We start from the raw sequence: 24,519 nt of genomic DNA, 5'->3' as shown, positions 1-24,519 counted from the left end.
CAGGGGGGACCCTGTGGGAGAGTAGGACGCCGCCGAACAATCATTGTGGGAAAGCCCCGCACCTTATGGTGCGGGGCTTTTCTGCGTTTACGGCCCGGAACGCTTCCGATTAGGATCGCGGACTATGAACCAGCATGTGATACGTCCCGTACGTGCCGACGAGTGGCAGCAGGTCAAGGAGCTGCGGATCGCCGCGCTGAACGATCCTGCGGCTCCGGTGGCGTTCCTGGAGACCGCGGAGAACGCGGCGGCGCAGCCCGACGAGTTCTGGCAGGGACGGACGGAGGGGGGCTCGCGCGGGCGCGGTGCCCGGCAGTTCATCGCCGAGGGGCCCGACGGGACCTGGGACGGGTCGGTGACCGTCCTGGTCGAGGAAGGCGGGACCGTCGACTTCTTCGGGCAGGCCGTCGAGCAGGAGCAGGGGCACGTCGTCGGGGTGTTCGTGCGTGAGGGGCAGCGCGGGACCGGGCTGGCCGAGGCGCTGTTCGCGGCCGCGGTGGACTGGGCCTGGTCGCTGGAGGAGCCGGCGCTGGAAGGCGTACGCCTCTTCGTGCACGAGGACAACGCGCGGGCCGCCGCCTTCTACCGGCGGTTCGGGTTCGCGGCGTCCGGGCGTACCGTGCGGCTGGAGACGGGCGCGGAGGAGCACGAGTACGTGCTGGGGCGGCCGGCCTAGTCGAAGGCGGCGGACTGCGGCCAGCGGGAGCGGGCCTGTTCGCGGCTGCGGCACAGGGCGAGGAGGGGGAGCGACTCGTCCTGGAGCAGTTCCGGGAGGGCGGGGACCGGGGCCACGGCCGCGACGTCCTCCAGGACCAGGGCCAGTGGTGGGTCGAGCCGACCGTGGGATGACCGTGCGGCCATGCGCCGGCCGTGCTCGACCACGCTGGAGGCGAGTGCGGTCAGCAACGGCATCGCACCCGGGTGGGACCGGGGGTCTTCCAGGGGTTCGCCCACCACGTACAGGCTGCCCCCTTCGGTCAGGAACGATGCCAGGGTGAGCGAATCCGTTCGGTTCGGGTTGCAGGCCTCGCGGATGTGGATCGACGTCAGGGACGACAGGGCACGGGCCGTCAGGTGCTGTGCCTGTTCGCGGCGTTCCGGGTGGGACGTGAGGGCGCTTTCGAGTTCGCCGGCGGCGCCCGGGGCCGCGTGGGGGTGGGTGCGCAGGATGCGTACCGGGTCCTGGGCGGAGTTGCCTTGGGCCCAGCGGTGGAGCTGTTTGAAGGGGCGGTCTTCGAGCGCGGCCGCCTGGAGCCAGCTGCGGAGGAGCGTTTCCGCGGTGTCCGCGAGCGCCGAGTCGGCGCGGGCCTGCGGGCGTACGGGGGCCAGCAGGGCGGCGGCGCGGGCGGCGGCGGTGTCGCGGTCGGCGCAGCCCTCGGCGGGGTTCCAGTGCATGCGGGCCGGGGTGTCGCACAGGTGCGAGGGGTCGTAGAGGAGGACCGGGCCGAGTTTGGCGCGGGCGTCCTTGGTGTCCGCCCACAGCGCGGGGGAGGACGTGACCACCAGTACCGCGCCTTCCGCGGCCGCGATGGCCTGGGCGGCCGGGCCGTGGCGTTCCGCCGGGGTGCCGTAGACCAGGCGGGGCGTGGGGGCCGGCGTGGTGGCGGTTCCGGCCGGGATACCGGTGTTGGTGCCGGTGCCGGGGGGCGCCGGCGGGGCGTAGCCGAAGCCGTAGCGGTAGGCCTCGTCCGTCGGGGAGGAGTGGCGTTCCGGTGTGGGCTGGTGCCGGGGGGTGGGGGCGGCCGCCGGGGCGGGGACGGGGGCCGTCGTCGGTGCGGGGGCGGGTGTGGCTGCGGGGGTGCTCGCCGGCGCCGCGGCCTGCGGCGGGATCGGGTGGGACGGTGGGGTGCTGCGGCGGGCTTTCGTGCGGGCGACGACGCCCAGGGTGAAGATGGTCAGCACCACCAGGACCAGGATCTGGCTGATGAACAGGCCCCAGAACAGGCCCCAGCCCGGAAGGGCGGAGGGGGCGGTCTCGGGCCAGGCCGCCGCGATGTCGTGCGGTTGCGCTATCAGGGCGCGGACGGCCTCCGGGGTGCGGGTGAACGTGACCGTGTCCGGCCAGGAGCCCTTGGAGAAGAACGCGGCGAGGCCGGTGGCCGACCACACCAGGACGGCCAGCCCGAGGAGGAACGCCAGGAGGCCGATGAGGAGTCCGTCGGGGATGCCGCCGGCTCGCGCCGGGGGCTCCGTACGTCCGGCGTGCGGCATGGTCAGGCCACCGTGGTCGCTGAACCGGGGCCGTTGTGGCGGTGGCGTTCCATGTACAGGGCCCGTTCTTCCGCTTCGAGTTCGGCTGCCAGCAGCTCGTCGGGGAGCTGCGGGGCGGAGGACTCCGTCATCGCGCGGTCGGTGTAGACGAGGGGGCGTTCGGTCTCGGTGATCAGGTGTTTGACGACCTGGACGTTGCCGTTGACGTCCCACACGGCGATGCCGGGGGTGAGGGTCGGGATGATCTCGACGGCCCAGCGCGGGAGGCCCAGTACGCGGCCGGTGGCGCGGGCCTCGTCGGCTTTCTGGGCGTAGATCGTGCGGGTGGAGGCCATCTTGAGGATCGCCGCGGCCTCGCGGGCGGCCGCGCCGTCGACGACGTCCGAGAGGTGGTGGACGACGGCGACGAAGGACAGGCCGAGGCGGCGGCCGAACTTCAGGAGCCGCTGGAACAGCTGGGCCACGAACGGGCTGTTGATGATGTGCCAGGCCTCTTCGACGAGGAAGATGCGCTTCTTGCGGTCCGGGCGGATCCAGGTGTGCTCCAGCCAGACGCCGACGATCGCCATGAGGATCGGCATCGCGATGGAGTTGCGGTCGATGTGGGAGAGGTCGAAGACGATCAGCGGGGCGTCGAGGTCGATGCCGACGGTGGTGGGGCCGTCGAACATGCCGCGGAGGTCACCGTCGACGAGGCGGTCGAGGACGAGCGCCACGTCGAGGCCCCAGGCCCGGACATCGTCTATGTCGACGTTCATGGCCAGGGCCGATTCGGCTTCGGGGTGGCGCAGTTGTTCCACGATGTCGGTGAGGACGGGCTGGCGTTCGCGGATGGTGTCGACGACGTAGGCGTGCGCGACCTTGAGGGCGAAGCCGGAGCGTTCGTCGAGGCCGTGGCCCATGGCGACTTCGATGATGGTCCGGAGCAGCGCGAGCTGGCCGGTCGTGGTGATCGCCGGGTCGAGGGGGTTGAGGCGGATCCCGTCGTCGTTGGCGGCGATCGGGTCCAGGCGGATGGGGGTTATCCCCAGCTGCTGGGCGATCAGGTTCCACTCGCCGACACCGTCCTCGCCCTGGGCGTCGAGGACGACGACCTGGCGGTCGCGGAAGCGGAGCTGGCGCAGGACGTACGTCTTCTCCAGGGCGGACTTGCCGTTGCCGGATTCGCCGAGGACGAGCCAGTGGGGGGCCGGGAGCTGCTGGCCGTACAGCTGGAAGGGGTCGTAGATGTAGCCCTTGCCGCTGTAGACCTCGCGGCCGATGATGACGCCGGAGTCGCCGAGGCCGGGGGCGGCGGTGGGCAGGTAGACGGCCTGCGCCTGGCCGGTGGAGGTGCGTACGGGCAGGCGGGTGGTTTCGACCTTGCCGAAGAGGAAGCTGGTGAAGGCGTCCGTCAGAGCGGACATGGGATCTCGCATGGGCGGCACTTCCCTCCAGCTAGCGTCGGATGCCGGTGGCGAACGGCAAGGTGTTGACGAAGGCGCGGTGGTGCTCGCGGTCGCACCACTCCAGCTTCAGGTAGGACTTGCCGGCGGAGGCGCGGATGGTGCGCTTGTCGCGGGCGAGGGCTTCGGGTGAACGTGAGGACACCGTGATGTACCCGACGAGGTTGACTCCTGCCGCACCGCTGGCCAGATCTTCACCCCTCTGGTCGAGCCGGCCGTGGGCGGCGATGTCGCGGGGGTCGACGGTGCGGTTCATCTTGGCGGCGCGGGAGGCGTCGGCCTCGTCGTTCGTCTTCTCCGTGAGCATGCGCTCGATGGCGATCTCGGTGGGTTCGAGGTCCATGGTGACGGCGACGGTGCGGATGACGTCCGGGGTGTGGACGAGGAGCGGGGCGAGGAAGTTCACGCCGACCGGGGTCATCGGCCATTCCTTGACCCAGGCGGTGGCGTGGCACCAGGGGGCGCGGGTGGAGGACTCGCGGGTCTTGGCCTGGAGGTAGGTCGGTTCGACCGCGTCGAGTTCGGCGGGCCAGGCGTTGCGCTTGGTCATGGCCTGGATGTGGTCGATGGGGTGGTCCGGGTCGTACATGGAGTGCACGAGGGAGGCCAGGCGGCCCTGGCCGAGGGGCTGGCGGACGCGGATGTCGGCTTCGGCGAGGCGGGCGCAGATGTCGGTGAGCTCGCGGGCCATGACGATGGCGAGGCCGGAGTCGCGGTCGAGCTTGCGGCCCTTGTGGGGGCTGGAGGCGCGGGCGATGGTGTGGGCCTCGGCGGCGAGCTCGCGGGTGTAGTGCATGCAGGCGACGAGGTACGCGCGGTGCTGCTCGGAGGAGGTGGACACCATCGACTGGAGCTGGTCGTAGGAGTCGCGGAGCCAGCCCGGGGCGTGGGTGTCGCCGCGCTGGGCGACGTCCTTCGCGTGGGCGTCGGGGTCGGCGGGGAGGGTGCGGGCGAGCATCTGGAGGCGGGTGACGAAGCCGTCGCCGTTGGCGACGTGCTTGAGGAGGGTGCCGAAGCGGTCGACGAGGGCTTCCTGGTCTTCGCTGTCGCGCAGGCCGACGCCGGGGCCTTCGATCTCGATGGCGGCGGTGACGGTCCTGCGGTCGGCGTGGAGGAGTACGGCGATCTCGTCGGGGCCGAAGGGCGCGGCGAGCCAGTTGATGCGGCCGATGCCGGGGGGCGGGCCGATCTCGACCTCGCGGCCGTCGGCGGCGCGGGTGCCGGCCTCGACGGCGGAGGAGCGGTAGGCGGTGCCGCGGCGCAGGATGCGCTTGTAGCTGCGGCTGATCTCGAACCACCGGTAGAAGGTGCGGCCCTTGTAGGGGACGTACACGGCGGCGAGGGCGAGGAAGGGGAAGCCGACCAGCGCGACGATGCGCAGGGTGAGGTCGGGGACGAGCAGGCCGCTCATCATGCCGACGAAGGCGCCGGCGATGATCAGGGCGATCTCGCCCGTCTCGCGGTTCTTGCCGACGATCGCGTTCGGCCGGGCCCGGCCGATGAGATACGTGCGGCGGGGCGTGATCGGGTGGAGCTGGTGGGACTGGGTCGTCAACGCCCGTCACCTCCTGTGTTCCTCGTGCTCGAGCCGGTGCGGGGCGGGGGTGCGGCGGAGGGGACAGATCCGCCGCCGGACCCGCTGCCGGAGCCGCGGCTGCTGTGGGCGGCCATGCCTCCGGAGATCTGGTTGGCGCCGCCGCCGGACCCGCCGCCGCCGTCGGCGCGGTGGGCACCGCCGCCGCCGCGGCTGCTGTGCGTCTTGATGCCCTGCGAGACGAGGGAGGCCGGGGAGCTGATGACGGCGGCGGCCTGGGCGCCGTCGGTGGCCTTGGAGCGGTTGTTGCGGGCTGAGGCGATCTCGTCGCCGAAGCCGGGGACGAAGCGGTAGATCATCGCGGAGGCGAAGATCGCCAGGAGGATGATCGCGAGTCCGGAGACGACGGCGGAGAAGGCGTCGGGGCCCTTGTCACCGGCGAGGGCGCCGGCGAGGCCGAGGACGATGACGATGACCGGCTTCACGAGGATGACGGCGATCATGATGCCCGCCCAGCGGCGGACGTGGCCCCACATGTTGCGGTCGACGAGGCCGGCGTAGACGACGGTGCCGAGGAGGGCGCCGACGTAGAGGAGGGCGGCCCGGATGACGAGCTCCAGCCACAGGACGCCGGCGGCGAGGACGGTGACGAGGGCGACGACGATCAGCATGATCGGGCCGCCGCCGATGTCCTCGCCCTTCTTGAGGGCTTCCGTGAAGGAGCCGAAGAAGACGTCCGTCTGGCCGCCGGTGGCGGAGGCGATGACCTCGGTGACGCCGTCGGTGGCGGAGACGACGGTGTAGAGGATCAGGGGGGTGAAGGCGGAGGCGAGGACGGTGAGCCAGAGGAAGCCGATGGCCTCGGAGAGGGCGGTGGTGAAGGGGACGCCGCGGATGGCGCGCTTGGCGACGGCGAGGAGCCACAGGACGAGGGTGAGGATGGTGGAGGCGGCGAAGACGACCGCGTACTGCTGGAGGAAGGCGGTGTTGGTGAAGTCGACGGTGGCCGTGCTTTTGACGGCTTCGCTGAGTTTGCCGACGATCCAGGCGGCGGCGTCGGCGCAGCCGCGGGCTAGGGAGGACAGGGGGTTGAGGGTGTCCGTGGTGGGGTCGCCGGGGGACAGGCCGGTGCGAGGGGCTCCGCTGGGGGCCGGGCCGTTGCCGTTCTCGCAGTAGTCCCTTGCCGGAGCCTTGAGCAACTCGCAGGGATTGTTGGTCGCCTGAGGGGTCGCCCCCGGCGTCGCCGGTTGTGTCCCAGGCGGGGTGGGGGTCGGAGTCGCGGCGATCGCACGGGTGGCCAAGAGCACGGCGCTGGTTTGAACGGTCGCCACGATGGCCAGGAGGGCCGTTCCTCGACGGCTGCTAGCGCGCATAGGTGAGCCCTCCGAACTGCGTCACGGCGGCGGACATGTCCTCGGCCGAGGAGGCTCTCTGGTCCCGTCCCACTGGGACTGGCCCGTCCTTCTGCGTGAAGTCCGACACCCACCAGTCGCCGTTGATCCACCGGAGCTCGAAGGTATTCGTGTACCAGCCCTCGGAGACGGGGTTCTGGGAGCCTTCGCCTGCCAGGCCGAAGAGCGAGGACGCCCAGACAGAGACGGTGGCGCTCTCGGCGGTGAACTTCTCCACCTTCGTGCCGGCAGGGTGCATGCGGGAAATGAACATGAGGCCCTTGGGCGCTTTGCCGTCTGCCTGGAGACCGATGCGCGCCAGGAAGGCCTGGTCCGAATAGAGACGGTCGAGGTCGCCCTGCCGTGTTGCGGCCGTTTCGGGTGTGTACACGGTCTGGACGATCGCTCGCCTGCGGGCGGCGTCGAACATACCGTCTGAGCCCAGGGCTACCGCGTAGTTGGCGGCTGCTGATTGGGCGCCCTGTTCGTCGTGGGCGAAGCCCTTGGGGATGCCGGCGGTTTTGGTGGTGACCGGGGTGGTGCCGGTGGGGGATGTGGAGTCGGCGGTCGGGGGCTTGTTCGAGGCGGTGGGTGGGGGGGTGTCCGGGGACTGGTTCGCGAACGCGATGGCGGCGATGAGGAGGACCACCACGCCGACCACCGTGATCAGGCCGCGGGAGGCGCGGGGGGTGCGGCGGGGGGTGCCGTAGGCGTCGGAGGGGGAGTCCGGGAGGCGGGTGCGGGTCTGGCCCGTGCCGCCGACCTCGCCGTGGCTCCCGCCGCCGCCGTACTGGTCGTCGTTGCTCATTCCGTGTCCGCCCCCTCCGCCTCGTACGACGGTAGCGCTCGTTCCCGCGCGGACGCGGTGTGGTGATTCGCCATCAGGTACGACGGCCGCCGGGCTGCACGGCTAGACGGCCATTCCGTAGACGATCGTGAAGAGGGTGCCGAGGGAGCCGATGATGAAGACGCCCGTGAGGCCGGCCACGATCAGGCCCTTGCCCTGTTCCGCGCTGAAGGTGTCGCGCAGGGCCGTCGCGCCGATGCGCTGCTTGGCGGCGCCCCAGATGGCGATGCCGAGGCAGAGGAGGATCGCCACGGCCATGACCACCTCGATCATGACCTTCGCTTCATTGCCGAGACTGCCGAACGGCCCCCAATTCGGGGCGATTCCGCCGATGATGGTGGTGATGTCGCCCTTTTCGGCTGCCAGGATCATGTAACTCACCGCCCCTGTATGGGTAGTTCCGGTAGCCCGTGCCCGACGGCAGGGGTCACGCACTATCTTCGCTGATGAAACCGCCGCCGTCGTCGACTTGGCGGCTCTCTTTACCCGATCTCCCGGCCCGTGCCCCGCCCGCGCTCCGTCCGTGCGCTCTGACCTGGGCGGGGGTGGGGTGCATGCGAAAGAACGTATGGTCACTCTGTGTATCACGGGGGGTGACCCCGGGCAATGATTGTCGGTCCGCCGTGCGGGGGGCCGTGTGAGGGGCGGCCGTTCGGCGCAGTGGGGCGGCGTGTCGGTGGGCCTCTCTTTTCGGACCGTCTGACATTCGTTCCGTCAGTCGTTGCGTCCACATGAGTGGTTGAGCGGCGGCGAGGTGACTTCGGGGTGGGTGCTTCCGCCGGGCGGGCGGGGCGCGTGGAGGCATGAGGGGCGCATACGGGCGGGGCGCGCGCCGGGTCGGGGCTCGTCCGGCCTGGTGGGCGCGGGGCGCCGGGCTCGGGGGAGCGGTGCGGGCGGGGGCGGGCGGCCGTTCGGTGTCAGTGCGATGCGGGAGGCTTGGAGGATGACGACTCCCTGGACACTCGCAGACCTCGAGGCGGCCATCCGTGCGGGCTGGTCGGCCGAGACCTGCTCGCCCGACGACGTCGAGCGGGCGCCCTGGACGGCCGACAATCCGGCCTGGGGGCACTGCGACATCACGGCGCTGGTGGTGCAGGACCTGGTCGGCGGGGAACTGATGGTCGGCGAGGTCTGGCTGGACGGGGAACAGCATGGCTACCACTGCTGGAACGTGCTGCCCGGCGGGATCCGGATCGACCTGACGCGGGAGCAGTTCCGGCGGGGGCAGCTGGTGACGCCGGGCCGGCCGATGGGGAAGCGGCCGGGCGGGCGGCTGCCGAGGCGGTGGGAGGAGTACCAGCTCCTGCGGCAGCGGGTGGCGGAGAAGCTGGGGCCGTTGCCGGGGGTCGTGGAAGTCGGGGGCCGGCGGCTCGCGTACACGGACTTCGGCGGGGCGGGGGCGCCGCTGCTGGTGCTGCACGGGCACTTCCAGGACGGGCGGTCCTTCGGGCGGTTCGCCCGGGAGGTGGGTCCCGGATGGCGGGTGATCGCGCTCGACCAGCGGGGGCACGGGGAGTCGGACCGGGCGCCGGAGTACGGGCGCGAGGGGTACGTGGCCGACGCGGCCGCCGTACTGGAGCACCTGGGGCTGGGGCCGGCGGTGGTGCTGGGGCACGGGCTGGGCGGGGTCAACGCGTACCAGCTCGCGGCGCGGCGTCCGGAGCTGGTGCGGGCGGTGGTCGTCGAGGACGTCGGGGCGGTGGTGGAGGGCGACCTGTCGTACGTACGGGAGTGGCCGCGGCGGGCGGCGACGCGGGCCGGGTTCCTGGCGGGGGTGGGGAGCGCGGCGGATGCGGTGGCCGGGTCGCTGAGGGAGTACGCGGACGGGTGGGGGACGGCGTTCGTCGCGCGGGACGCGGTGGAGTCGCAGCGGGGGCTGAACGGGGACCACTGGGGCGACTGGCTGGCGGCGCGGCAGCCGACGCTGCTGGTGCGGGGGGATCGGAGCGGGGTGCTGTCCGCGGAGCATGCGCGGGAGATGGCGGTGCGGAGGGGTGGGGTGCGGTTGGTGGAGTTGCCGGCGGGGCACGGGGTGCGGGCCGGGGATCCGGAGGGGTTCCGGGGGGTGGTGGGGGAGTTCCTGCGGGGGCTTTAGCCCTGGCCGGGCGGGTGGGGGGCTTGCTGCCGGGGGCCGGGTGCCGGGTGCCGGGGGCCGGGTGCGGGTGCCCGTGCCGGGTGCGTGGGGGGTGGTGCTCTGGCGGGGCGGCCGGTGCCTGGTCCTGGCCGGGGTGGGGAGGTGGTGCGGGGTTGCGGTGCCGCTGCGCGGGGCTGGTCCCCTACCCGCCCTTTCACCGTTTCCCGGGGGCTCCGCCCCCGGACCCCCGCGCCTCAAACGCCGGCGGGGCTGGAAGGGCGGGGCGGGCGCGGGGTTAGGTCCAGTGAGTGGGGTGGGTGAGGTGTGGGGGGATTTGGGTGGTGGGGGTGCCTTGGGCGGCGTTCAGTTGGGGTTGGGTGAGGAAGAGGGTGGCGCGGAGGTCGGCTCCGCGCAGGTTGGTGTCGCGGAAGTCCGCGCCGATCAGGTCGGCTCCGCGGAGGTCGGCGCGGGAGAGGTCGGCGGCGATCAGGTAGGCGCCGCGCAGGTTCGCTCCGCGCAGGTCGGCTCCGGCGAGGCGGGCGCCCATCAGGTCGGCGCCGCGGTGGTTCTTCTTGCGGCCGGGGGTCTTGGCGCGGACCAGTTCGCTGGTCTTCAGGAGCAGGACGTTGATCTCCTGGCGGAGGGCGCCCACGTCCAGGGCGGCGAGCGCGGCGGCGTCCGAGCGGGTCAGGGCTTCGGTCGTGGCGAGGGCGCGCCGCAGGTCCGGGTGGGCGGGGGCGGCCTCGGGGCGGGTGAGTGCCTCGGCGACGTAGAAGAGGAGCTCGTGGAGCTGCCGCATCACGGGGAAGGCCTCGAACATCGGGGCCCTGGTGTCGGGGTGGGTGCGCCAGTCCCGGCCCTCGAAGGTGACCTGGGAGACCTGCTGGCCGGCGCCGAAGCAGTCGAAGACGGTGCAGCCCTGGAAGCCCTTGTCGCGCAGGCTCGTGTGGATGCCGCAGCGGAAGTCCTGCCGGAGGTTCGTGCAGGGGGTTCCGGCCGCCTTGTTCACCGCGAAGTCGGCGGACTTGGCGAAGGGCAGGGCGACGCAGCAGAGCGCGAAGCACTGGGAGCAGTCGGCTTGGAGGACGGGGAGGGCGGGGAGGGCGGGGGTGGCGGGGGTGGGCACTCCTCCATTGTCGCCGGTGGGAGCGGTAGGGGGTTGATGTGGGTGGGGGGAGTGGGGAGTATCTGTACATGACAGAAGTGATCGCCGTTGCCGTCATTACCCTGCTCGCCGTCATCAGTCCCGGTGCGGACTTCGCCATGGTGGTCCGGAACAGTTATCTGTACGGGCGGCCGACCGGGCTGTTCGCGGCGGCCGGGGTCGCGGCGGGCGTGCTGGTGCACGTCTCGTACACGATGCTCGGCGTCGGGCTGCTCATCGCGTCCTCCACCGCCCTGTTCACGGCGATCAAGCTGGCGGGCGCCGCCTACCTGGTGTGGATCGGGATCCGCACCTTCCGGGCGCGGGCCGAGCTGACGGTGGACCTGGAGTCGAAGCCGGGTCTCAGCCCGCTCGGCGCGCTGCGGTCGGGGTTCCTGACGAACGTGCTGAATCCGAAGACCACCCTGTTCGTGGTGTCCACGTTCACGCAGGTGGTGAATCCGGAGACCTCGGCGTGGCAGCAGGCCGGGTACGGGCTGTTCATGGCGGCGGCGCACCTGGTGTGGTTCGGGGCGGTCGCGCTGTTCTTCTCCGATTCCCGGCTGCGCGAGCGGATGCTGAAGGCGCAGAAGGCGCTGAACCGGGTGATCGGTTCGGTGCTGGTGGGGCTGGGCGTCGGGCTCGGCTTCGCGCGCTGAGCGTGCTCCCGAGAAGGGTGGCGCCCAGGGTTACCTGTGGGTAGCGTCGGCGGCATGGATGCTGCCGACGGGTTCTACGAGCGGGTCGACGCCGGGCGGTTCCGCGCGACCGAGGCCACGCGGGGGCCGTGGGACGCGGCCTCGCAGCACGCCGGGCCGCCGGCCGCCCTGCTCGGGCGGGCGGTCGAGGAGCGGCCGGGCGGGCGTACGGACATGCGGATCGCGCGGATCACGTACGAGATCCTGCGGCCGGTGCCGATCGGCGCGCTGACGATCACCACCGGCGTGCTGCGGTCCGGGCGGAGCACGGAGCTGGTCGAGGCCGCCCTCGTGCCGGAGGGCGCGGACGCGCCGGTGATGCTCGCGCGGGCCCTGCGGATCAGGGTCGCCGGGGAGCCGGTGCCGGCGGTCGCCGCGGGAGCGCTGCTGCCGCCGCCGGGGGAGGTGGCGGTGACGCCGTTCTTCCCGGTGCCGTGGGAGACCGGCTACCACTCGGCCATGGAGACCCGGTTCACCGACGGCGCCTTCACCGAGCTCGGCCCGGGGACCTGCTGGATGCGGATGAAGGTGCCGCTCGTGGCGGGCGAGGAGACGCGGCCGCTGGACCGGGTCCTCGTCGCCGCGGACTCCGGGAGCGGGATCAGTTCCGTCATGGACTTCGGCCGGTACGTCTTCGTCAACGGGGACCTCAGCGTCCACCTGCACCGCCACCCGGCCGGCGAGTGGGTCTGCGTGGAGGCCCGTACGAGCGTGGACGCGGCCGGCATCGGGCTCGCCGACTCCCGGCTGCACGACGAGAAGGGGCCCATCGGGCGCGGCGCGCAGAGCCTGTTCGTCGCGCCACGGGGCTAGCCGGGGGTTGCCGGTGTCAACCCGCCTGCCGGGTGCGGGAGTCGGTGTGGCAGGCTCGTGCGGATGGAGGCCCTGAGAGACACCGATCCCACCCACATCGGGGCGCAGGCCCTGTTGGCCCGGCTGGGGGCCGGGGGCATGGGGCAGGTGTACCTGGGACGGTCCCCGGGCGGCCGGCTGGTCGCCATCAAGGTGATCAAGGACGAGATCACCGGGCATCCGGAGGCGCTCGCCCGGTTCCGCCGGGAGGCCGAGACGGTCCGGGCGGTGCGGTCGGCCTACACCGCGAACCTGATCGACGCCTCGCTGGCGGCGCCGCCCTACTGGCTCGCGACCGAGTACGTCGCCGGTCCCACGCTCGGCGACGCCGTGCGCGAGCGCGGCGCGCTGCCGGCCGATTCCTGCCGTCGGCTGTTCGCCGCGCTGGCCGAGGGGCTCGCGAGCGTCCACGCGTACGGGGTCACCCACCGGGACCTCAAGCCGCAGAACGTCATCCTGGGCGTGCAGGGGCCCCAGCTCATCGACTTCGGCATCGCCAAGGCGGCGGCCCAGACGGCGCTGACGCAGTTCGGCGCCGCCCCGGGCACGCCCGGTTACACCGCTCCCGAGGTGCTGCTGCGGGGCGAGGTGGCGGACGCGGCGGACGTCTTCGCGCTGGGGGCCACGCTCGCCCACGCGGCGACCGGGCGGGCGCCGTACGGTACGGGCGAGCCGACCGCGGTCAACTTCCGGGCGGTGCACGGCGAGATCGACCTGGCGGGCGTGGAGCCCCGGCTGGCCGAGCTGATCAGGGCCTGTGTGGCGGCGGAACCGGCTGCGCGGCCGGCCCTCGCGGAGGTCATCCGGCGCTGCGCCGTGGACTCGGCGCTGGTCGACGACCCGGTGTACGCGACGCTGCTCGCCTCGGGCGGCGACCGGGGCGCGGGCCTGCCCGCCACCGCCGGGGCCGGACTGCCCGCCACCGCCGGGCCGGGGCTGTCCGTCGGAGCGGGCGGCTACGTGCCGACGTACGTTCCCCCGCGCCCGGCGGTCGCGCCCACCGCCCTGCCGTCCGGCGGGCGGCGTCCGCCGCGCTGGGTCCTGGTCGTGGCCGCCGGGCTCGTCGCGGGGGGCCTCGCCACGGGCGGCTACCTGCTGCTGCCGGACGGGGAGGCCGGGGCCGGGGACCGGGGGAAGCAGGCCGGCGGGCCGCCTTCGGGGTCGGCGCCGGCCGCGAAGGACCCTGTGGCGCAGTCGCCGGCGGGCCCGTCCGCCGCGGCGCGGGGCGGTGGGGCGGGGAGCGCCCTGCCCGACCACATCGAGAACAACTCGGTGTCGCGGGACCTGTGGCAGGGCACCGCTCCGGGCAACGGGAGCTGCAACCTGCCCGGGGAGGAGCGGGCGGAGTTCCTGGTGGGCTCGGTGGTCGACGCCGATTCCCCGGAAGCGCAGTCGGTGACGGGCAAGGTCAAGATCCGTCTTCACCTGAAGCCGTACCACACGGAGAAGGCCCCCTACGCCGTCTCCGTCGGGGTCAAGCCCCCGCACGACATCGAGCTGAGCACCCAGCGGCCCTACGAGCACGTCCGTGACTACAACAAGACCATCGGCTACACGAGCAAGCCCGTCGACCTCGCGGACGAGGCCTCCGGCGGGGACGTGGAGCTCACCTACCCCGACGACTTCTCCATGAAGTTCGACGACTACCAGGGCGCCCCGAGGACTTTCCCGGCCATCCCGCTCGTCAACGACCCGGGTGACTGGACCGTGGTGGTCTACCGCGTCAGGGGCATCACGGAGTACAGCAACATCTACTGCACCGGCTTTCCGGTGAAATAGTGCCAAGACAGGCCGACGAATGCGCTGTCAGGTCTCCTGCCATGAGGCAGTGTTGACGGGTGCGCAAGTTCTGGATGGCAAGCGGGCTCGGGATCGGCGTGTGCATGGCCTTCGTCGCGCTGCTCGTCGTCGGCACGTACTCGGCGGCGGCGGGGATCGCGAACAGCGGCAGGCAGGGCGCCGTGGGACTGGTCAAGGGGGCCGTCCCGGCGATCTACCAGCCACTGGTGGAGAAGTGGGGAAACCTTTGCCCCGCACTGAATCCGGCCATGCTGGCGGCTCAGTTGTACACCGAGAGCGGCTGGAAGCCCGACGTGGTGAGCCACGCCGACGCGCGGGGCATCGCCCAGTTCATCCCGGGCACGTGGGCCACGTACGGGATCGACGGTGACGGTGACGGCGACCGGGACATCTGGGATCCGAAGGACGCGATCCCGTCGGCGGCCTCGTACGACTGCCAACTCGCCAAGGACGTCGCGAAAGTGCCGGGCGATCAGTCGGACAACATGCTCGCCGCCTACAACGCCGGTCCCTACCGCGTGATCAAGGCGGGCGGTGTGCCCGCGATCAGCGAGACCCAGGGATACGTGAAGGCCATCCGGTCCCTGGAGAAGAGCTTCGCCCGGCCCCTCGGCCGGGTCGCGCCCTCCCAGCAGGCGGCCGGGGCCATCTACTTCGCGCAGAAGCAGCTGGGGACGCCGTACCTGTGGGGCGGCAACGGAACTCCCGACCAGGACGGGCGCTTCGACTGCTCGGGGCTGACCAAGGCGGCCTACGAGACGGTGGGGATCGAGCTGCCGCGCGTCGCGAACGACCAGTACAACGCCGGATCGCACCCGTCGCGCCAGGAGTTGCTCCCCGGTGATCTGGTCTTCTTCTCCGACGATCTGACGAATTCGCGGGAGATCCGGCACGTCGGCATGTACGTGGGCGGCGGCTACATGATCAACGCTCCCTTCACCGGTGCGGTCATCCGCTTCGACAAGATCGACACCCCGGACTACTTCGGCGCGACCCGCGTCACCAAGGACGGCGCGGAAGCCCTTCCGGAGCGCTCGGCGGCCGCTCCGGCCCCTGGCAACTCTCCGTAAACCAAAGGCCTTGAGCTGCGACGATGAGTCACTCTTCGATAACGTTGGAGTGATCATTCGGTGGAGAGTGGAACGGACCTGCCAGAACGGGCGTTCCATGGACACGGGGGTTGATCGACGGGGGTTGTAGGGGCGTACACCGCAGTGCGTCCGCAGGGGACCTAGGCAAGGGGCCGCTTCGCATGGCTGGACTCACAAGTGGTGGGCCGAATGTGGATGTCGGCCTGCTGTACGAGGTCAACGGACTGGCCCGGCGCGCCCCCGAGGCGGTCGACCGGGCCGTCGCGTCCGCCGCGGAGTACGGACTCCCGCTCGCCCTCGTCCTGTTGGTGCTGTGGTGCTGGCACGGCGCCCGCAGGCAGGACGAGACCACCGCCGTCGAATCCTTCGCCGCGCTCGTGTGGGCCCCGCTGGCCGCCGGGCTCGCCCTGCTCGTGAACGTGCCGCTGCGGGAGTTCGTCGGCCGTCCGCGCCCGTTCCTCCAGCACGACGGCCTCGACGTGCTCGCCGCCGGCCAGGGACAGGCCGCGGGCTTCTCCTTCGTCAGCGGGCACGCGACCCTCACGATGGCGCTCGCGGTCGGGGTGTTCCTCGCGAACCGCAGGCTCGGGCTCATCGGGATCGCCCTCGCCCTCGCCGAGGGCCTGTGCCGCCTCTACCTGGGCGTCCACTACCCGACCGACGTGATCGGCGGCTTCGCCCTCGGCACCGCCGTCGTCCTGCTCCTCGCGCCGCTCGCGATGGCCCTGCTGACCCCGCTGGTCCGTACGGTCGCCCGCGCGCCCCGCGTCGGACGGCTCGTCCGGGCCCGGGACCGGGTGGTGGCCCGGCCGGTGGAACTGCCGCAGCGGCCGGCCGAGAGCGACCTCGCGGCCTGAGACCCGGCCGGACGCCGCCGCGCGGTCAGCCCGCGTACGCGTTCCAGACCGCGAGCAGGACCGCCACCAGCAGGCACAGCACCGCCGCTCCGAAGCACAGCCGAACCGCCGCCGGGCGGAACCGAGGGGTCACCGGTCGCCGCCGGGGCCCGGGGTGTCGTCCCGGGCCGTCTCCTCGCGGCGGTAACGGGAACGCAGCCACAGCCCGGTCGCCACGGCCGCCGCGGTGGTGAGCCCGACGGCCAGGGCCACGTCGCCCGGTCCGTCCGCGGAGCCCACGGGGCGGGCCCAGGCCGCGGCCGGGGTGAGCGCGATGAGCAGGGCCCAGAGGAGGGCCGCGACACGGGGTGCGGTTCCTGGCATGAGACCAGGGCATCCGCTCCCGGCCCGCCCGGCCACCCGGGCCGTCCGAACGGGCGACACGCGCGGGCGCGGGGGCCGCGCGGCACTAGCCCGAGGTGTGCCGGGTGGCGTCCCGTCTGGCCAGGTCACGGGAGCGGCGGGCCGGCCCGCTCCAGCCGCAGCTGCAGACGGCCAGGCAGAACGAGCCGCGTTCCGCGGTGCTCGTGGTGTGGCCGGTGGGTGGCTGCGCCGGTTCCGCGGGGTGACGCGGGAGCGGCACGGCGGTAAACGGAGGGACCAGGGTCGCCTTGCTGTGCGGATCCACACCCCCAAGGTACCCGGGTCCTCCCCGGCCCGGTACGGCCGCCGGAACTCCGCGGCCCGTGACGGGAAACCCCGGACCTCGTTAACCGGAGCGGGTGGGGGCCTCGGGCAAACAGCGGTCATGCGTTGGGGGTTGGCAGGCGATGGTGGTGCACCAGCACAGGCGGCGGCGCGGGCGTGCGGGTGAGGCGGTGATCGCGGTCGGCATGGCGGTGACCGTGGCCGCGCTCGGCGCGTGCGGCGGCGGCGAAGGCTCCGGGGAGGGTTCCGGGAGCGGCGACGCCCGGCCGCCGCGCGACCCGGCCGCGGCGGTCCGCGGGGCCGCCGACGCGCTCGCGGCCACCGGCAGCGCCCGGGCCCGTACGGCGATGGAGATGGCCACCGGCGGCACCCGGGTCACGATCCGCGGCGAGGGCGGGGTCGACTTCCGCAAGCGGATGGGCCAGCTCCTGGTGATGCTCCCGGCCGACGTGACGGGCAAGGCCGAGCACCGGCCCATCACCGAGCTCCTCGTCCCGGGCTCCCTCTACATGAAGAACCGCGGCGCGGGCGTTCCCGACGACAAGTGGGTCCGCGTCGACACGACCACCCTCGCCGACGGGAACCTCGTCACGGGCGGGGCCACCGACCCGCTGACCGCCGTCGAGCTGCTGCGCGGCGCGCAGGGCGTGACGTACGTGGGCGAGGACGAGGTGGCGGGCACCAAGGTGTGGCACTACCAGGGGACGACGGACATCGGGCGGGCGGCGCGGACGGCGTCACCGGGGGTGAAGGAGTCGCTGGAGGCGGCGGCGAAAGGGTTCAGCAAGGACAGCGTGCCCTTCGACGTCTACCTCGACGAGGAAGGACGGCTGCGGAAGGTCAGGCACCGGTTCACGTACGTCAAGAATGGCGTGATCGACGTCTCCTCGACCACGATGCTCTACGGCTTCGGGACCCCGGTCACCGTGGCATTGCCCGCAAGCGGGGACATTTTCGCCGGGAAGATCGCCGACTAGCGGCCCACGCGGCCCGGAAGGGCACGTCCGGGCCATGGCTCCACTATCCGGAAATGGTCCATCCGTGTCATGCGCGCCACGGCGTGCGATCCCTACGCTGAGAGGCCGAGCGCCGACGGGCGAGGGCGGCAGAAAGAGGTGACACGCGTGACTCCCGCAGGCGGTACGACGGTGCAGGACCACGTGGCACTCGCCGAGATCGAGCTGTGCGGTGAGTTGATCATCGCGGCGTCCACCGCCGCGGAGGAGCGGCTGAGCCAGGACCGGATCGACGAGGTCCTGATGGGCATCGGGCTCTAGCTCCGGTCACGGCTCCAGGGGCGACAGGGCGGAGCGGACGCCCCCGTCCGCCCGGGAAGCGGCGGACGGAGCCGGGCGCGGGGGCGCCGCGTCAGGTGCGCAGGAGGCGGGCGATGGCCTTCGTGGCCTCCTCGACCTTGGCGTCGATCTCCTCCCCGCCCTTGACGGCGGCGTCCGCCACGCAGTGGCGCAGGTGCTCCTCCAGCAGCTGGAGGGCGAAGGACTGGAGGGCCTTCGTGCTCGCCGAGACCTGGGTGAGTATGTCGATGCAGTAGACGTCCTCGTCGACGAGCCGCTGGAGGCCGCGGATCTGCCCCTCGATGCGGCGCAGCCGCTTCAGGTGCTCGTCCTTCTGGTGGTGGTACCCGTGCACGGCCGCGACAGGGGCGGTGCCGGCGTCGGCTCCGGAGCCTTCCGCCTCGATGGTCGTCATGCGTCCTCCCGTGGTCCGGATCGAGGGGGTATATACCCCTCATGGGTATAGGGTACTTGGCCCTGGCCGGAGGGGCAGGGGTCCGTGCGGCCCACTGTGCCTGATGGAGCACACTGGAGAACGGCCGGTTAGCCGTGGCCGGGGGATGCGCCTAGCATCAGCCTGACCGAATCCAATGCACCCCGAGGACCACACGTGCGATTTCGTCTGACCCCCAGGGAGACGAGCTTCTACGACATGTTCGCCGCATCCGCGGACAACATCGTCACGGGCTCCAAGCTCCTGATGGAACTGCTCGGCGCGGACATGTCCGCCCGGGCCGAGATCGCGGAGCGGATGCGGGCTGCGGAACACGCGGGGGACGACGCGACCCACGCGATCTTCCACCAGCTGAACTCCTCCTTCATCACGCCGTTCGACCGCGAGGACATCTACAACCTGGCCTCGTCCCTCGACGACATCATGGACTTCATGGAAGAGGCGGTCGACCTGGTCGTCCTCTACAACGTGGAGGAGCTCCCCAAGGGAGTCGAGCAGCAGATCGAGGTCCTGGCCCGGGCGGCGGAGCTCACCGCCGAGGCCATGCCGCACCTGCGGACGATGGACAACCTGACCGAGTACTGGATCGAGGTCAACCGCCTCGAGAACCAGGCGGACCAGATCCACCGCAAGCTGCTCGCCCAGCTCTTCAACGGCAAGTACGACGCCATCGAGGTGCTGAAGCTCAAGCAGATCGTCGACGTGCTCGAAGAGGCGGCCGACGCGTTCGAGCACGTTGCGAACACGGTGGAGACCATCGCGGTCAAGGAGTCCTGAACCTCGTGGACACCTTTGCGCTGATCGTGACCATCGGTGTCGCGCTCGGCTTCACCTACACCAACGGCTTCCACGACTCCGCGAACGCCATCGCCACGTCCGTTTCGACGCGGGCCCTGACCCCGCGCGCGGCGCTGGCGATGGCGGCGGTGATGAACCTGGCCGGTGCGTTCCTCGGCAGCGGCGTGGCCAAGACGGTCAGTGAGGGGCTCATCGAGACGCCCCACGGCAACCGGGGCATGTGGATCCTCTTCGCGGCGCTGGTCGGCGCGATCGTCTGGAACCTGATCACCTGGTACTTCGGCCTGCCCTCGTCCTCCTCGCACGCGCTGTTCGGCGGCATGGTGGGCGCGGCGCTGGCGGGCGGCACCGAGGTCATCTGGTCCGGCGTGGTCGACAAGGTCGTCATCCCGATGTTCGTCTCGCCGGTCGTCGGTCTCGTGGTCGGTTACCTGGTGATGGTGGCCATCCTGTGGATGTTCCGTCGGGCCAACCCGCACAAGGCCAAGCGGGGCTTCCGCATCGCGCAGACGGTGTCCGCGGCCGGCATGGCCCTGGGCCACGGTCTCCAGGACGCCCAGAAGACCATGGGCATCGTGATGATGGCCCTGGTCATCGCCGACGTGCAGGGCGCGGGCGACGCGATCCCGATCTGGGTCAAGATCGCGTGTGCCGTGATGCTGTCGCTGGGTACGTACGCGGGCGGCTGGCGCATCATGCGCACGCTCGGCCGCAAGATCATCGAGCTGGACCCGCCGCAGGGCTTCGCGGCGGAGACCACCGGCGCGTCGATCATGTTCGGCTCGGCGTTCATCTTCCACGCGCCGATCTCCACCACGCACGTGATCACCTCGGCGATCATGGGTGTGGGCGCGACCAAGCGGATCAACGCGGTCCGCTGGGGTGTCGCCAAGAACATCATCCTCGGCTGGTTCATCACGATGCCGGCCGCGGCCCTGGTCGCCGCGGTCAGCTTCTGGATCGTCAACCTGGCCTTCGTCAGCTAGTGCCCTGACCGGACACGAAAGCGGGCCGGCTCCCCCCACCCAGGGGGAGCCGGCCCTTTTCCTTTCGCCTTGCGGTGGCACCGCCATGCAGCACCGCAGGACGCCTGGTCCATCCCGGGTCTAGCCGAAGCGGCCCGAGATGTAGTCCTCGGTCGCCTGGACGGACGGGTTGGAGAAGATCCGGTCCGTGTCGTCGATCTCGACCAGCTTGCCCGGCTGACCGACGGCGGAGAGGTTGAAGAAGGCGGTGCGGTCCGAGACGCGGGCCGCCTGCTGCATGTTGTGCGTCACGATGACGATCGTGAAGCGCTCCTTCAGCTCGCCGATCAGGTCCTCGATGGCGAGGGTGGAGATCGGGTCGAGGGCCGAGCAGGGCTCGTCCATCAGCAGGACCTGGGGTTCGACCGCGATGGCGCGGGCGATGCACAGGCGCTGCTGCTGGCCGCCGGAGAGGCCGGAGCCGGGCTTGTTCAGGCGGTCCTTGACCTCGTTCCAGAGGTTGGCGCCCTGGAGGGACTTCTCGACGATGTCCGTGAGCTCGGACTTCTTGAAGGAGCCGTTCAGCCGCAGGCCCGCGGCCACGTTGTCGAAGATCGACATGGTGGGGAAGGGGTTCGGGCGCTGGAAGACCATGCCGACGGTGCGGCGGACCGCGACCGGGTCCACGCCGGCGCCGTACAGGTTCTCGTCGTCCAGGAGGACTTTGCCCTCGACGCGGCCGCCGGGGGTGACCTCGTGCATGCGGTTCAGGGTCCGCAGGAAGGTGGACTTGCCGCAGCCGGAGGGGCCGATGAAGGCCGTCACCGAGCGGGGTTCCACGGTCATCGAGATGTCGTCGATGGCCTTGTGGGTGCCGTAGAAGGCGGACAGTCCGCTGACGTCGATTCGCTTCGCCATGAGGGGTCACTTCGCTTTCATGAGTCGCGTCAGCGACCGGTCTTCGGGGCCTTCCAGCGGGCGATGCCGCGGGCCACCAGATTGAGGATCATGACGAAGGCGATCAGGACGAGCGCTGCCGCCCATGCCCGGTCGTAGGAGGCTTCACTGCCGACCTTGTACTGCTCCCAGATGTAGAGGGGGAGCGAGGACTGAGCGCCTTCGAAGGGGTTGCCGTTGATCAGCTGGGAGCCGAAGACCAGCAGCATGATCGGGGCGGTCTCGCCGGCGATGCGGGCCACGGCCAGCATGACACCGGTGGAGATGCCGCCGATGGCGGTGGGGAGCACGACCTTGAGGATCATGCGCCACTTCGGCACGCCGAGGGCCAGGGCGGCCTCGCGCAGCTCGTTCGGGACGAGCTTGAGCATCTCCTCGGTGGAGCGGACCACGACCGGCATCATCAGGATCGACAGGGCCATGGCGCCGGCGAAGCCGGAGGGGCCGAAGCCGAGCATCAGGTTCCACGTCGTGAGGATGAACAGACCCGCGACGATGGAGGGGATGCCGGTCATCACGTCGACGAAGAAGGTGACGGCCTTGGCGAGCGAGCCGCGGCCGTACTCGACCAGGTAGACGGCGGTCAGCAGACCGACGGGCGCCGCGATCAGGGTGGCGAGGGCGACCTGCTCGATGGTGCCGAGGAGCGCGTGGTAGACGCCGCCGCCCTCCTCGAAGCTGGTCACGCCGTTCATCGAGTGGCTGAGGAAGTCCCCGTCGAGGGCGGAGACGCCCCGGCTGATCGTGGTCCACAGCAGCGAGAGCAGCGGGACGACGGCCAGGATGAAGCAGACCCAGACGAGCGAGGTGGCGACCCGGTCCTTGGCCTGGCGGCGGTTCTCGACGACGGCGCTGGCCGTGTACGTGACGACCACGAACAGGACGGCCGCGATGAGCCCCCACTGGATCTTGCTGTCGAGGTCGAAGGCCAGCCCGATGCCGCTGCCGAGGGCGGCGGACAGGACGGCGATGCCGGCCGGGGCCCAGCGGGGGAGGCCGCCCCGGGTGAGCGTGGCGGGGGCGGCGGACTTGCGGTCCCGTACGGGCCGCTGCTCCTGCAGTGCGTGACTCATCAGGCGTTCGCCCCCGAGAACTCCTTGCGTCGCGCGATGATCACGCGAGCGGCGCCGTTGACGAGCAGGGTGAGGAGGAAGAGGACCAGACCGGAGGCGATCAGCGCGTCCCGGCCGAACTCGTTGGCCTCGTCGAACTTCGCGGCGATGTTCTGCGCGAAGGTTCCGCCGCCCGGGTTCAGGACGTGGAACGAGATGAGGAAGCTCGGGGAGAGGACGGTGGCCACGGCCATGGTCTCGCCGAGGGCGCGGCCGAGGCCGAGCATCGAGGCGGAGATGACGCCGGAGCGGCCGAAGGGCAGGACCGACATCCGGATGACCTCCCAGCGGGTCGCGCCGAGGGCCAGGGCGGCCTCCTCGTTCATGCGCGGGACCTGGAGGAAGACCTCGCGGCTGACGCTGGTCACGATCGGCAGGATCATGATCGCGAGCAGGATGCCGACGGTGAAGAGCGAGCGGGCGACGCCGACCTGGGTCTTCTCGAAGACGTAGGTCCAGCCGAGGTACTCGTCCAGCCAGAGGTTCAGCCCGTTCAGCTGCGGCACCAGGAACAGGGCGCCCCAGATGCCGTAGATGATCGACGGCACGGCGGCCAGCAGGTCGACCACGTAGGCGAGGGGCGCGGCCAGCTTGCGCGGCGCGTAGTGCGAGATGAACAGGGCGATGCCGACGGCGATCGGGACCGCGATGACCATCGCGATGATCGAGCTGACGACGGTGCCGAAGAGCAGGACGGCGATGCCGAAGACGGGGGGAGTGGCCGAGGCGTTCCAGTCGAAGGTGGTGAGGAAGTTGCCCTCGTTCTTCGACAGCGCGAGCCCGGCGCGGTAGGTGAGGAAGATGGCGATCGACGCCATGATCACCAGGAGCAGGATGCCGGAGCCCTTGGAGAGCCCCGCGAAGATCTTGTCACCGGCGCGGCCGGTGGACCTTCCGCTCTTGGAGACAGGCGGAGCCGTGTCTATCTGGGTGGGTGTGGTGGAAGCCATGGTCTTTCCGGTCTGAGTGGGGGGCAGGCCCCCTGGCGGCGGTGCACCGGATTCCCCCGGGTGGAGGGGGAGGGTCCCCGGCTGCCGGGCGGATCGGACGGGATCCGCCCGGCAGCGCGGGGATCAGTACTAGGCCAGCGACTTGATGACTTCGCGGACCTTGGTGTTGATCTCGGCCGGGATCGGCGCGTAGCCGTTCTCGGTGAGGACCTTCTGGCCCGCGTCCGAGGCGGTGTACTCCAGGAAGGACTTCACGGTGCCGAGGGTCTCGGGCTTGTTGCCCTTGTCGCAGACGACCTCGTACGTGACCAGGACGATCGGGTACGCGCCCTCGGCCTTGGTGGTGTAGTCGAGCTTCAGGGCCAGGTCGGAGCCGGTGCCGGTGACCTTGGCGGCGGCGATGGCCTTGGAGGCGTTCTCGCCGGTGGCCTTGACCGGGGTGCCGGCGCCGGTGTTCACGTCGACCGTCTTGATGCTCTGCGAGCTGGCGTAGGAGAGCTCGAAGTAGCCGATCGCGCCGTCGACGGCCTTGACCTGGGAGGCGACGCCGGAGGAGCCGGAGGCGGCCTGGCCACCGGGGGCCGGCCACTTCTTCGAGGCCTCGTAGGACCAGGCGTCGGGGGCGGCGGCCTTGAGGTACTTGCCCAGGTTCTCGGTGGTGCCGGAGTCCTCGGAGCGGTGGAAGGCCTGGATCGCGGTGGAGGGGAGCGTGACGCCGGGGTTCAGCTTCTTGATCGCCTCGTCGTCCCACTTCTTGATCTTGTCGTTGAAGATGTTGGCGATCGTGGCGGCGTCGAGGTTCAGCTTGTCGACACCCGCGACGTTGAAGCCGAGGGCGATCGGGCCGCCGACCATCGGCAGGTTGATGCCCTGGCCGCCGGTGCAGATCTTCTTCGACTCCTCGACCTGCTCGGGCTTGAGCGCCGAGTCCGAGCCGGCGAAGCCCACGGTGCCCTGGTTGAACGCGACGATGCCCTCACCGGAGGAGGAGGACTTGTAGTTCACCTCGACGCCGGAGCAGGCGGCCATGTAGTTCTTCACCCACAGGTCGACCGCGTTCTTCTGCGCGGAGGAGCCGGACGCCAGGAGCTTGCCCTTGGCGCCGTCGCACTTGACGTCACCCGGGGCCGGGGCGGAGGCCTTCGGGGTGTCGCCGGCACCGGTCTTCGTGTTGTCGTCCGAGCCGCACGCCGTGAGGACCAGGGCGCCGGACACGACGAGGGCCCCGAGGGCGGAGGCACGAAGCCGGTTCTTGCGCTGAAGCTTCACTTTCGGGTGTTCCTTCCGAGGAGCCGCCGGCCGCTTTCTGTATCGGGGCGGCGTGCGAAGAGGACTACGGGTCGCGGGGTGCGTACGC

General features: G+C 71.3%; 25 protein-coding genes. 11 read left to right on the top strand and 14 right to left on the bottom strand.

Annotated elements, in window-relative coordinates; all coding sequences use genetic code 11:
• Nucleotides 1-124: 124 nt before the first annotated feature.
• A complete protein-coding gene (locus ABZZ17_RS33935; protein WP_356882045.1) occupies nucleotides 125-676 on the top strand; it encodes a GNAT family N-acetyltransferase in 552 nt (183 codons plus the stop codon).
• Here ABZZ17_RS33935 and ABZZ17_RS33930 read toward each other — a convergent pair.
• From ABZZ17_RS33930 to ABZZ17_RS33905, 6 genes are all read right to left on the bottom strand, one after another.
• A complete protein-coding gene (locus tag ABZZ17_RS33930; RefSeq protein WP_356882043.1) occupies nucleotides 673-2,211 on the bottom strand; it encodes a type VI secretion protein in 1,539 nt (512 codons plus the stop codon). The two genes, ABZZ17_RS33935 and ABZZ17_RS33930, sit on opposite strands and share 4 nt — an antisense overlap.
• A gap of 2 nt (nucleotides 2,212-2,213) precedes the next feature.
• Nucleotides 2,214-3,629, bottom strand: coding sequence for an ATP-binding protein (locus tag ABZZ17_RS33925; RefSeq protein ID WP_356882041.1), 1,416 nt, complete (start codon nucleotides 3,627-3,629; stop codon nucleotides 2,214-2,216).
• 19 nt (nucleotides 3,630-3,648) lie between these two features.
• Nucleotides 3,649-5,211: an SCO6880 family protein gene (locus ABZZ17_RS33920; protein ID WP_356882039.1), complete on the bottom strand. Its 1,563-nt coding sequence runs from the start codon at nucleotides 5,209-5,211 to the stop codon at nucleotides 3,649-3,651.
• On the bottom strand, nucleotides 5,208-6,563 hold the full coding sequence (locus ABZZ17_RS33915; RefSeq protein WP_356882037.1) for a hypothetical protein: 1,356 nt from the start codon (nucleotides 6,561-6,563) through the stop codon (nucleotides 5,208-5,210). Before ABZZ17_RS33915 ends, ABZZ17_RS33920 begins: the two co-directional genes overlap by 4 nt.
• Complete coding sequence (locus ABZZ17_RS33910) at nucleotides 6,553-7,389, bottom strand: hypothetical protein (protein ID WP_356882035.1); 837 nt, start codon at nucleotides 7,387-7,389, stop codon at nucleotides 6,553-6,555. Before ABZZ17_RS33910 ends, ABZZ17_RS33915 begins: the two co-directional genes overlap by 11 nt.
• 102 nt (nucleotides 7,390-7,491) lie before the next feature.
• Nucleotides 7,492-7,800 carry a hypothetical protein gene (locus ABZZ17_RS33905; RefSeq protein ID WP_008742356.1) on the bottom strand — a complete coding sequence of 103 codons (309 nt, stop codon included), beginning with the start codon at nucleotides 7,798-7,800 and terminating at the stop codon, nucleotides 7,492-7,494.
• A 571-nt stretch (nucleotides 7,801-8,371) separates the two neighbouring features.
• On the opposite strand from ABZZ17_RS33905, the gene ABZZ17_RS33900 reads away from it, so the two are divergent.
• The gene (locus ABZZ17_RS33900) at nucleotides 8,372-9,523 is read left to right on the top strand and encodes an alpha/beta hydrolase (RefSeq protein ID WP_356882034.1); all 1,152 of its coding nucleotides are present in this window, start codon (nucleotides 8,372-8,374) and stop codon (nucleotides 9,521-9,523) included.
• Nucleotides 9,524-9,797: 274 nt separating this feature from the next.
• Here ABZZ17_RS33900 and ABZZ17_RS33895 read toward each other — a convergent pair whose 3' ends face one another.
• Entirely contained in the window at nucleotides 9,798-10,628 is an 831-nt protein-coding gene (locus ABZZ17_RS33895) for a pentapeptide repeat-containing protein (RefSeq protein ID WP_356882032.1), read from the bottom strand.
• A gap of 68 nt (nucleotides 10,629-10,696) precedes the next feature.
• Between ABZZ17_RS33895 and ABZZ17_RS33890 the strand changes: the two genes are divergently transcribed.
• The 5 genes from ABZZ17_RS33890 to ABZZ17_RS33870 all read left to right on the top strand — a co-directional run bounded on the left by ABZZ17_RS33890 (nucleotide 10,697) and on the right by ABZZ17_RS33870 (nucleotide 15,944).
• Nucleotides 10,697-11,305: a LysE family transporter gene (locus ABZZ17_RS33890; RefSeq protein WP_356882030.1), complete on the top strand. Its 609-nt coding sequence runs from the start codon at nucleotides 10,697-10,699 to the stop codon at nucleotides 11,303-11,305.
• A 54-nt stretch (nucleotides 11,306-11,359) separates the two neighbouring features.
• Nucleotides 11,360-12,157 carry a thioesterase family protein gene (locus ABZZ17_RS33885; RefSeq protein ID WP_356882028.1) on the top strand — a complete coding sequence of 266 codons (798 nt, stop codon included), beginning with the start codon at nucleotides 11,360-11,362 and terminating at the stop codon, nucleotides 12,155-12,157.
• A gap of 63 nt (nucleotides 12,158-12,220) precedes the next feature.
• Nucleotides 12,221-13,975 (top strand): serine/threonine-protein kinase, encoded by a 1,755-nt coding sequence (locus ABZZ17_RS33880; protein ID WP_356882026.1) that lies wholly within the window; start codon nucleotides 12,221-12,223, stop codon nucleotides 13,973-13,975.
• A 74-nt stretch (nucleotides 13,976-14,049) separates the two neighbouring features.
• Nucleotides 14,050-15,066, top strand: coding sequence for a bifunctional lytic transglycosylase/C40 family peptidase (locus tag ABZZ17_RS33875; protein ID WP_356882051.1), 1,017 nt, complete (start codon nucleotides 14,050-14,052; stop codon nucleotides 15,064-15,066).
• Nucleotides 15,067-15,248: 182 nt separating this feature from the next.
• Entirely contained in the window at nucleotides 15,249-15,944 is a 696-nt protein-coding gene (locus ABZZ17_RS33870) for a phosphatase PAP2 family protein (protein ID WP_356882024.1), read from the top strand.
• A 129-nt stretch (nucleotides 15,945-16,073) separates the two neighbouring features.
• Here ABZZ17_RS33870 and ABZZ17_RS33865 read toward each other — a convergent pair whose 3' ends face one another.
• Nucleotides 16,074-16,307: a hypothetical protein gene (locus ABZZ17_RS33865; RefSeq protein ID WP_356882022.1), complete on the bottom strand. Its 234-nt coding sequence runs from the start codon at nucleotides 16,305-16,307 to the stop codon at nucleotides 16,074-16,076.
• 85 nt (nucleotides 16,308-16,392) lie between these two features.
• A complete protein-coding gene (locus ABZZ17_RS33860) occupies nucleotides 16,393-16,611 on the bottom strand; it encodes a hypothetical protein (protein ID WP_356882052.1) in 219 nt (72 codons plus the stop codon).
• Between the two features lie 142 nt (nucleotides 16,612-16,753).
• Here ABZZ17_RS33860 and ABZZ17_RS33855 point away from each other — a divergent pair, with 142 nt between their 5' ends.
• Both ABZZ17_RS33855 and ABZZ17_RS33850 read left to right on the top strand, forming a co-directional pair.
• A complete protein-coding gene (locus ABZZ17_RS33855; protein ID WP_356882020.1) occupies nucleotides 16,754-17,608 on the top strand; it encodes a hypothetical protein in 855 nt (284 codons plus the stop codon).
• Between the two features lie 147 nt (nucleotides 17,609-17,755).
• Nucleotides 17,756-17,908, top strand: coding sequence for a hypothetical protein (locus tag ABZZ17_RS33850; RefSeq protein WP_356882018.1), 153 nt, complete (start codon nucleotides 17,756-17,758; stop codon nucleotides 17,906-17,908).
• Nucleotides 17,909-17,999: 91 nt separating this feature from the next.
• On the opposite strand, the gene ABZZ17_RS33845 is transcribed toward ABZZ17_RS33850, so the two are convergent.
• Complete coding sequence (locus tag ABZZ17_RS33845; protein ID WP_356882016.1) at nucleotides 18,000-18,341, bottom strand: metal-sensitive transcriptional regulator; 342 nt, start codon at nucleotides 18,339-18,341, stop codon at nucleotides 18,000-18,002.
• Nucleotides 18,342-18,536: 195 nt separating this feature from the next.
• On the opposite strand from ABZZ17_RS33845, the gene ABZZ17_RS33840 reads away from it, so the two are divergent.
• Together ABZZ17_RS33840 and ABZZ17_RS33835 are read left to right on the top strand one after the other, a co-directional pair.
• Nucleotides 18,537-19,157, top strand: coding sequence for a DUF47 family protein (locus ABZZ17_RS33840; protein ID WP_356882014.1), 621 nt, complete (start codon nucleotides 18,537-18,539; stop codon nucleotides 19,155-19,157).
• A gap of 5 nt (nucleotides 19,158-19,162) precedes the next feature.
• Nucleotides 19,163-20,164: an inorganic phosphate transporter gene (locus ABZZ17_RS33835; protein WP_356882012.1), complete on the top strand. Its 1,002-nt coding sequence runs from the start codon at nucleotides 19,163-19,165 to the stop codon at nucleotides 20,162-20,164.
• Between the two features lie 120 nt (nucleotides 20,165-20,284).
• On the opposite strand, the gene pstB is transcribed toward ABZZ17_RS33835, so the two are convergent.
• The 4 genes from pstB to pstS form a co-directional block, all read right to left on the bottom strand.
• Nucleotides 20,285-21,061: a phosphate ABC transporter ATP-binding protein PstB gene (gene pstB / locus ABZZ17_RS33830; protein ID WP_356882010.1), complete on the bottom strand. Its 777-nt coding sequence runs from the start codon at nucleotides 21,059-21,061 to the stop codon at nucleotides 20,285-20,287.
• A 29-nt stretch (nucleotides 21,062-21,090) separates the two neighbouring features.
• A complete protein-coding gene (gene pstA / locus ABZZ17_RS33825) occupies nucleotides 21,091-22,173 on the bottom strand; it encodes a phosphate ABC transporter permease PstA (protein ID WP_356882008.1) in 1,083 nt (360 codons plus the stop codon).
• The gene (pstC, locus tag ABZZ17_RS33820; protein WP_356882006.1) at nucleotides 22,173-23,162 is read right to left on the bottom strand and encodes a phosphate ABC transporter permease subunit PstC; all 990 of its coding nucleotides are present in this window, start codon (nucleotides 23,160-23,162) and stop codon (nucleotides 22,173-22,175) included. The genes pstA and pstC overlap by 1 nt, the downstream gene beginning before the upstream one ends.
• A gap of 129 nt (nucleotides 23,163-23,291) precedes the next feature.
• Complete coding sequence (pstS, locus tag ABZZ17_RS33815) at nucleotides 23,292-24,431, bottom strand: phosphate ABC transporter substrate-binding protein PstS (protein WP_356882004.1); 1,140 nt, start codon at nucleotides 24,429-24,431, stop codon at nucleotides 23,292-23,294.
• Nucleotides 24,432-24,519: the final 88 nt, after the last annotated feature.

Origin of the sequence: Streptomyces sp. NPDC006512, assembly GCF_040611935.1 — a bacterium.
In the GTDB taxonomy this organism is placed as follows: Bacteria; Actinomycetota; Actinomycetes; order Streptomycetales; family Streptomycetaceae; genus Streptomyces.
This window is presented reverse-complemented; position numbering and strand designations above follow the sequence as displayed.

Bases quoted from the DNA above. Each gene is read 5' to 3' on its own strand.
- ABZZ17_RS33865 (WP_356882022.1), bottom strand. From the start codon at position 16,307: ATGCCAGGAACCGCACCCCGTGTCGCGGCCCTCCTCTGGGCCCTGCTC.
- ABZZ17_RS33900 (WP_356882034.1), top strand. From the start codon at position 8,372: ATGACGACTCCCTGGACACTCGCAGACCTCGAGGCGGCCATCCGTGCG.
- ABZZ17_RS33930 (WP_356882043.1), bottom strand. From the start codon at position 2,211: ATGCCGCACGCCGGACGTACGGAGCCCCCGGCGCGAGCCGGCGGCATC.
- ABZZ17_RS33935 (WP_356882045.1), top strand. From the start codon at position 125: ATGAACCAGCATGTGATACGTCCCGTACGTGCCGACGAGTGGCAGCAG.
- ABZZ17_RS33875 (WP_356882051.1), top strand. From the start codon at position 14,050: ATGGCAAGCGGGCTCGGGATCGGCGTGTGCATGGCCTTCGTCGCGCTG.
- ABZZ17_RS33845 (WP_356882016.1), bottom strand. From the start codon at position 18,341: ATGACGACCATCGAGGCGGAAGGCTCCGGAGCCGACGCCGGCACCGCC.
- ABZZ17_RS33910 (WP_356882035.1), bottom strand. From the start codon at position 7,389: ATGAGCAACGACGACCAGTACGGCGGCGGCGGGAGCCACGGCGAGGTC.
- pstB (WP_356882010.1), bottom strand. From the start codon at position 21,061: ATGGCGAAGCGAATCGACGTCAGCGGACTGTCCGCCTTCTACGGCACC.
- ABZZ17_RS33925 (WP_356882041.1), bottom strand. From the start codon at position 3,629: ATGCGAGATCCCATGTCCGCTCTGACGGACGCCTTCACCAGCTTCCTC.
- ABZZ17_RS33890 (WP_356882030.1), top strand. From the start codon at position 10,697: ATGACAGAAGTGATCGCCGTTGCCGTCATTACCCTGCTCGCCGTCATC.
- ABZZ17_RS33915 (WP_356882037.1), bottom strand. From the start codon at position 6,563: ATGCGCGCTAGCAGCCGTCGAGGAACGGCCCTCCTGGCCATCGTGGCG.
- pstC (WP_356882006.1), bottom strand. From the start codon at position 23,162: ATGGCTTCCACCACACCCACCCAGATAGACACGGCTCCGCCTGTCTCC.
- ABZZ17_RS33885 (WP_356882028.1), top strand. From the start codon at position 11,360: ATGGATGCTGCCGACGGGTTCTACGAGCGGGTCGACGCCGGGCGGTTC.
- pstA (WP_356882008.1), bottom strand. From the start codon at position 22,173: ATGAGTCACGCACTGCAGGAGCAGCGGCCCGTACGGGACCGCAAGTCC.
- ABZZ17_RS33855 (WP_356882020.1), top strand. From the start codon at position 16,754: ATGGTGGTGCACCAGCACAGGCGGCGGCGCGGGCGTGCGGGTGAGGCG.
- ABZZ17_RS33880 (WP_356882026.1), top strand. From the start codon at position 12,221: ATGGAGGCCCTGAGAGACACCGATCCCACCCACATCGGGGCGCAGGCC.
- ABZZ17_RS33905 (WP_008742356.1), bottom strand. From the start codon at position 7,800: ATGATCCTGGCAGCCGAAAAGGGCGACATCACCACCATCATCGGCGGA.
- ABZZ17_RS33870 (WP_356882024.1), top strand. From the start codon at position 15,249: ATGGCTGGACTCACAAGTGGTGGGCCGAATGTGGATGTCGGCCTGCTG.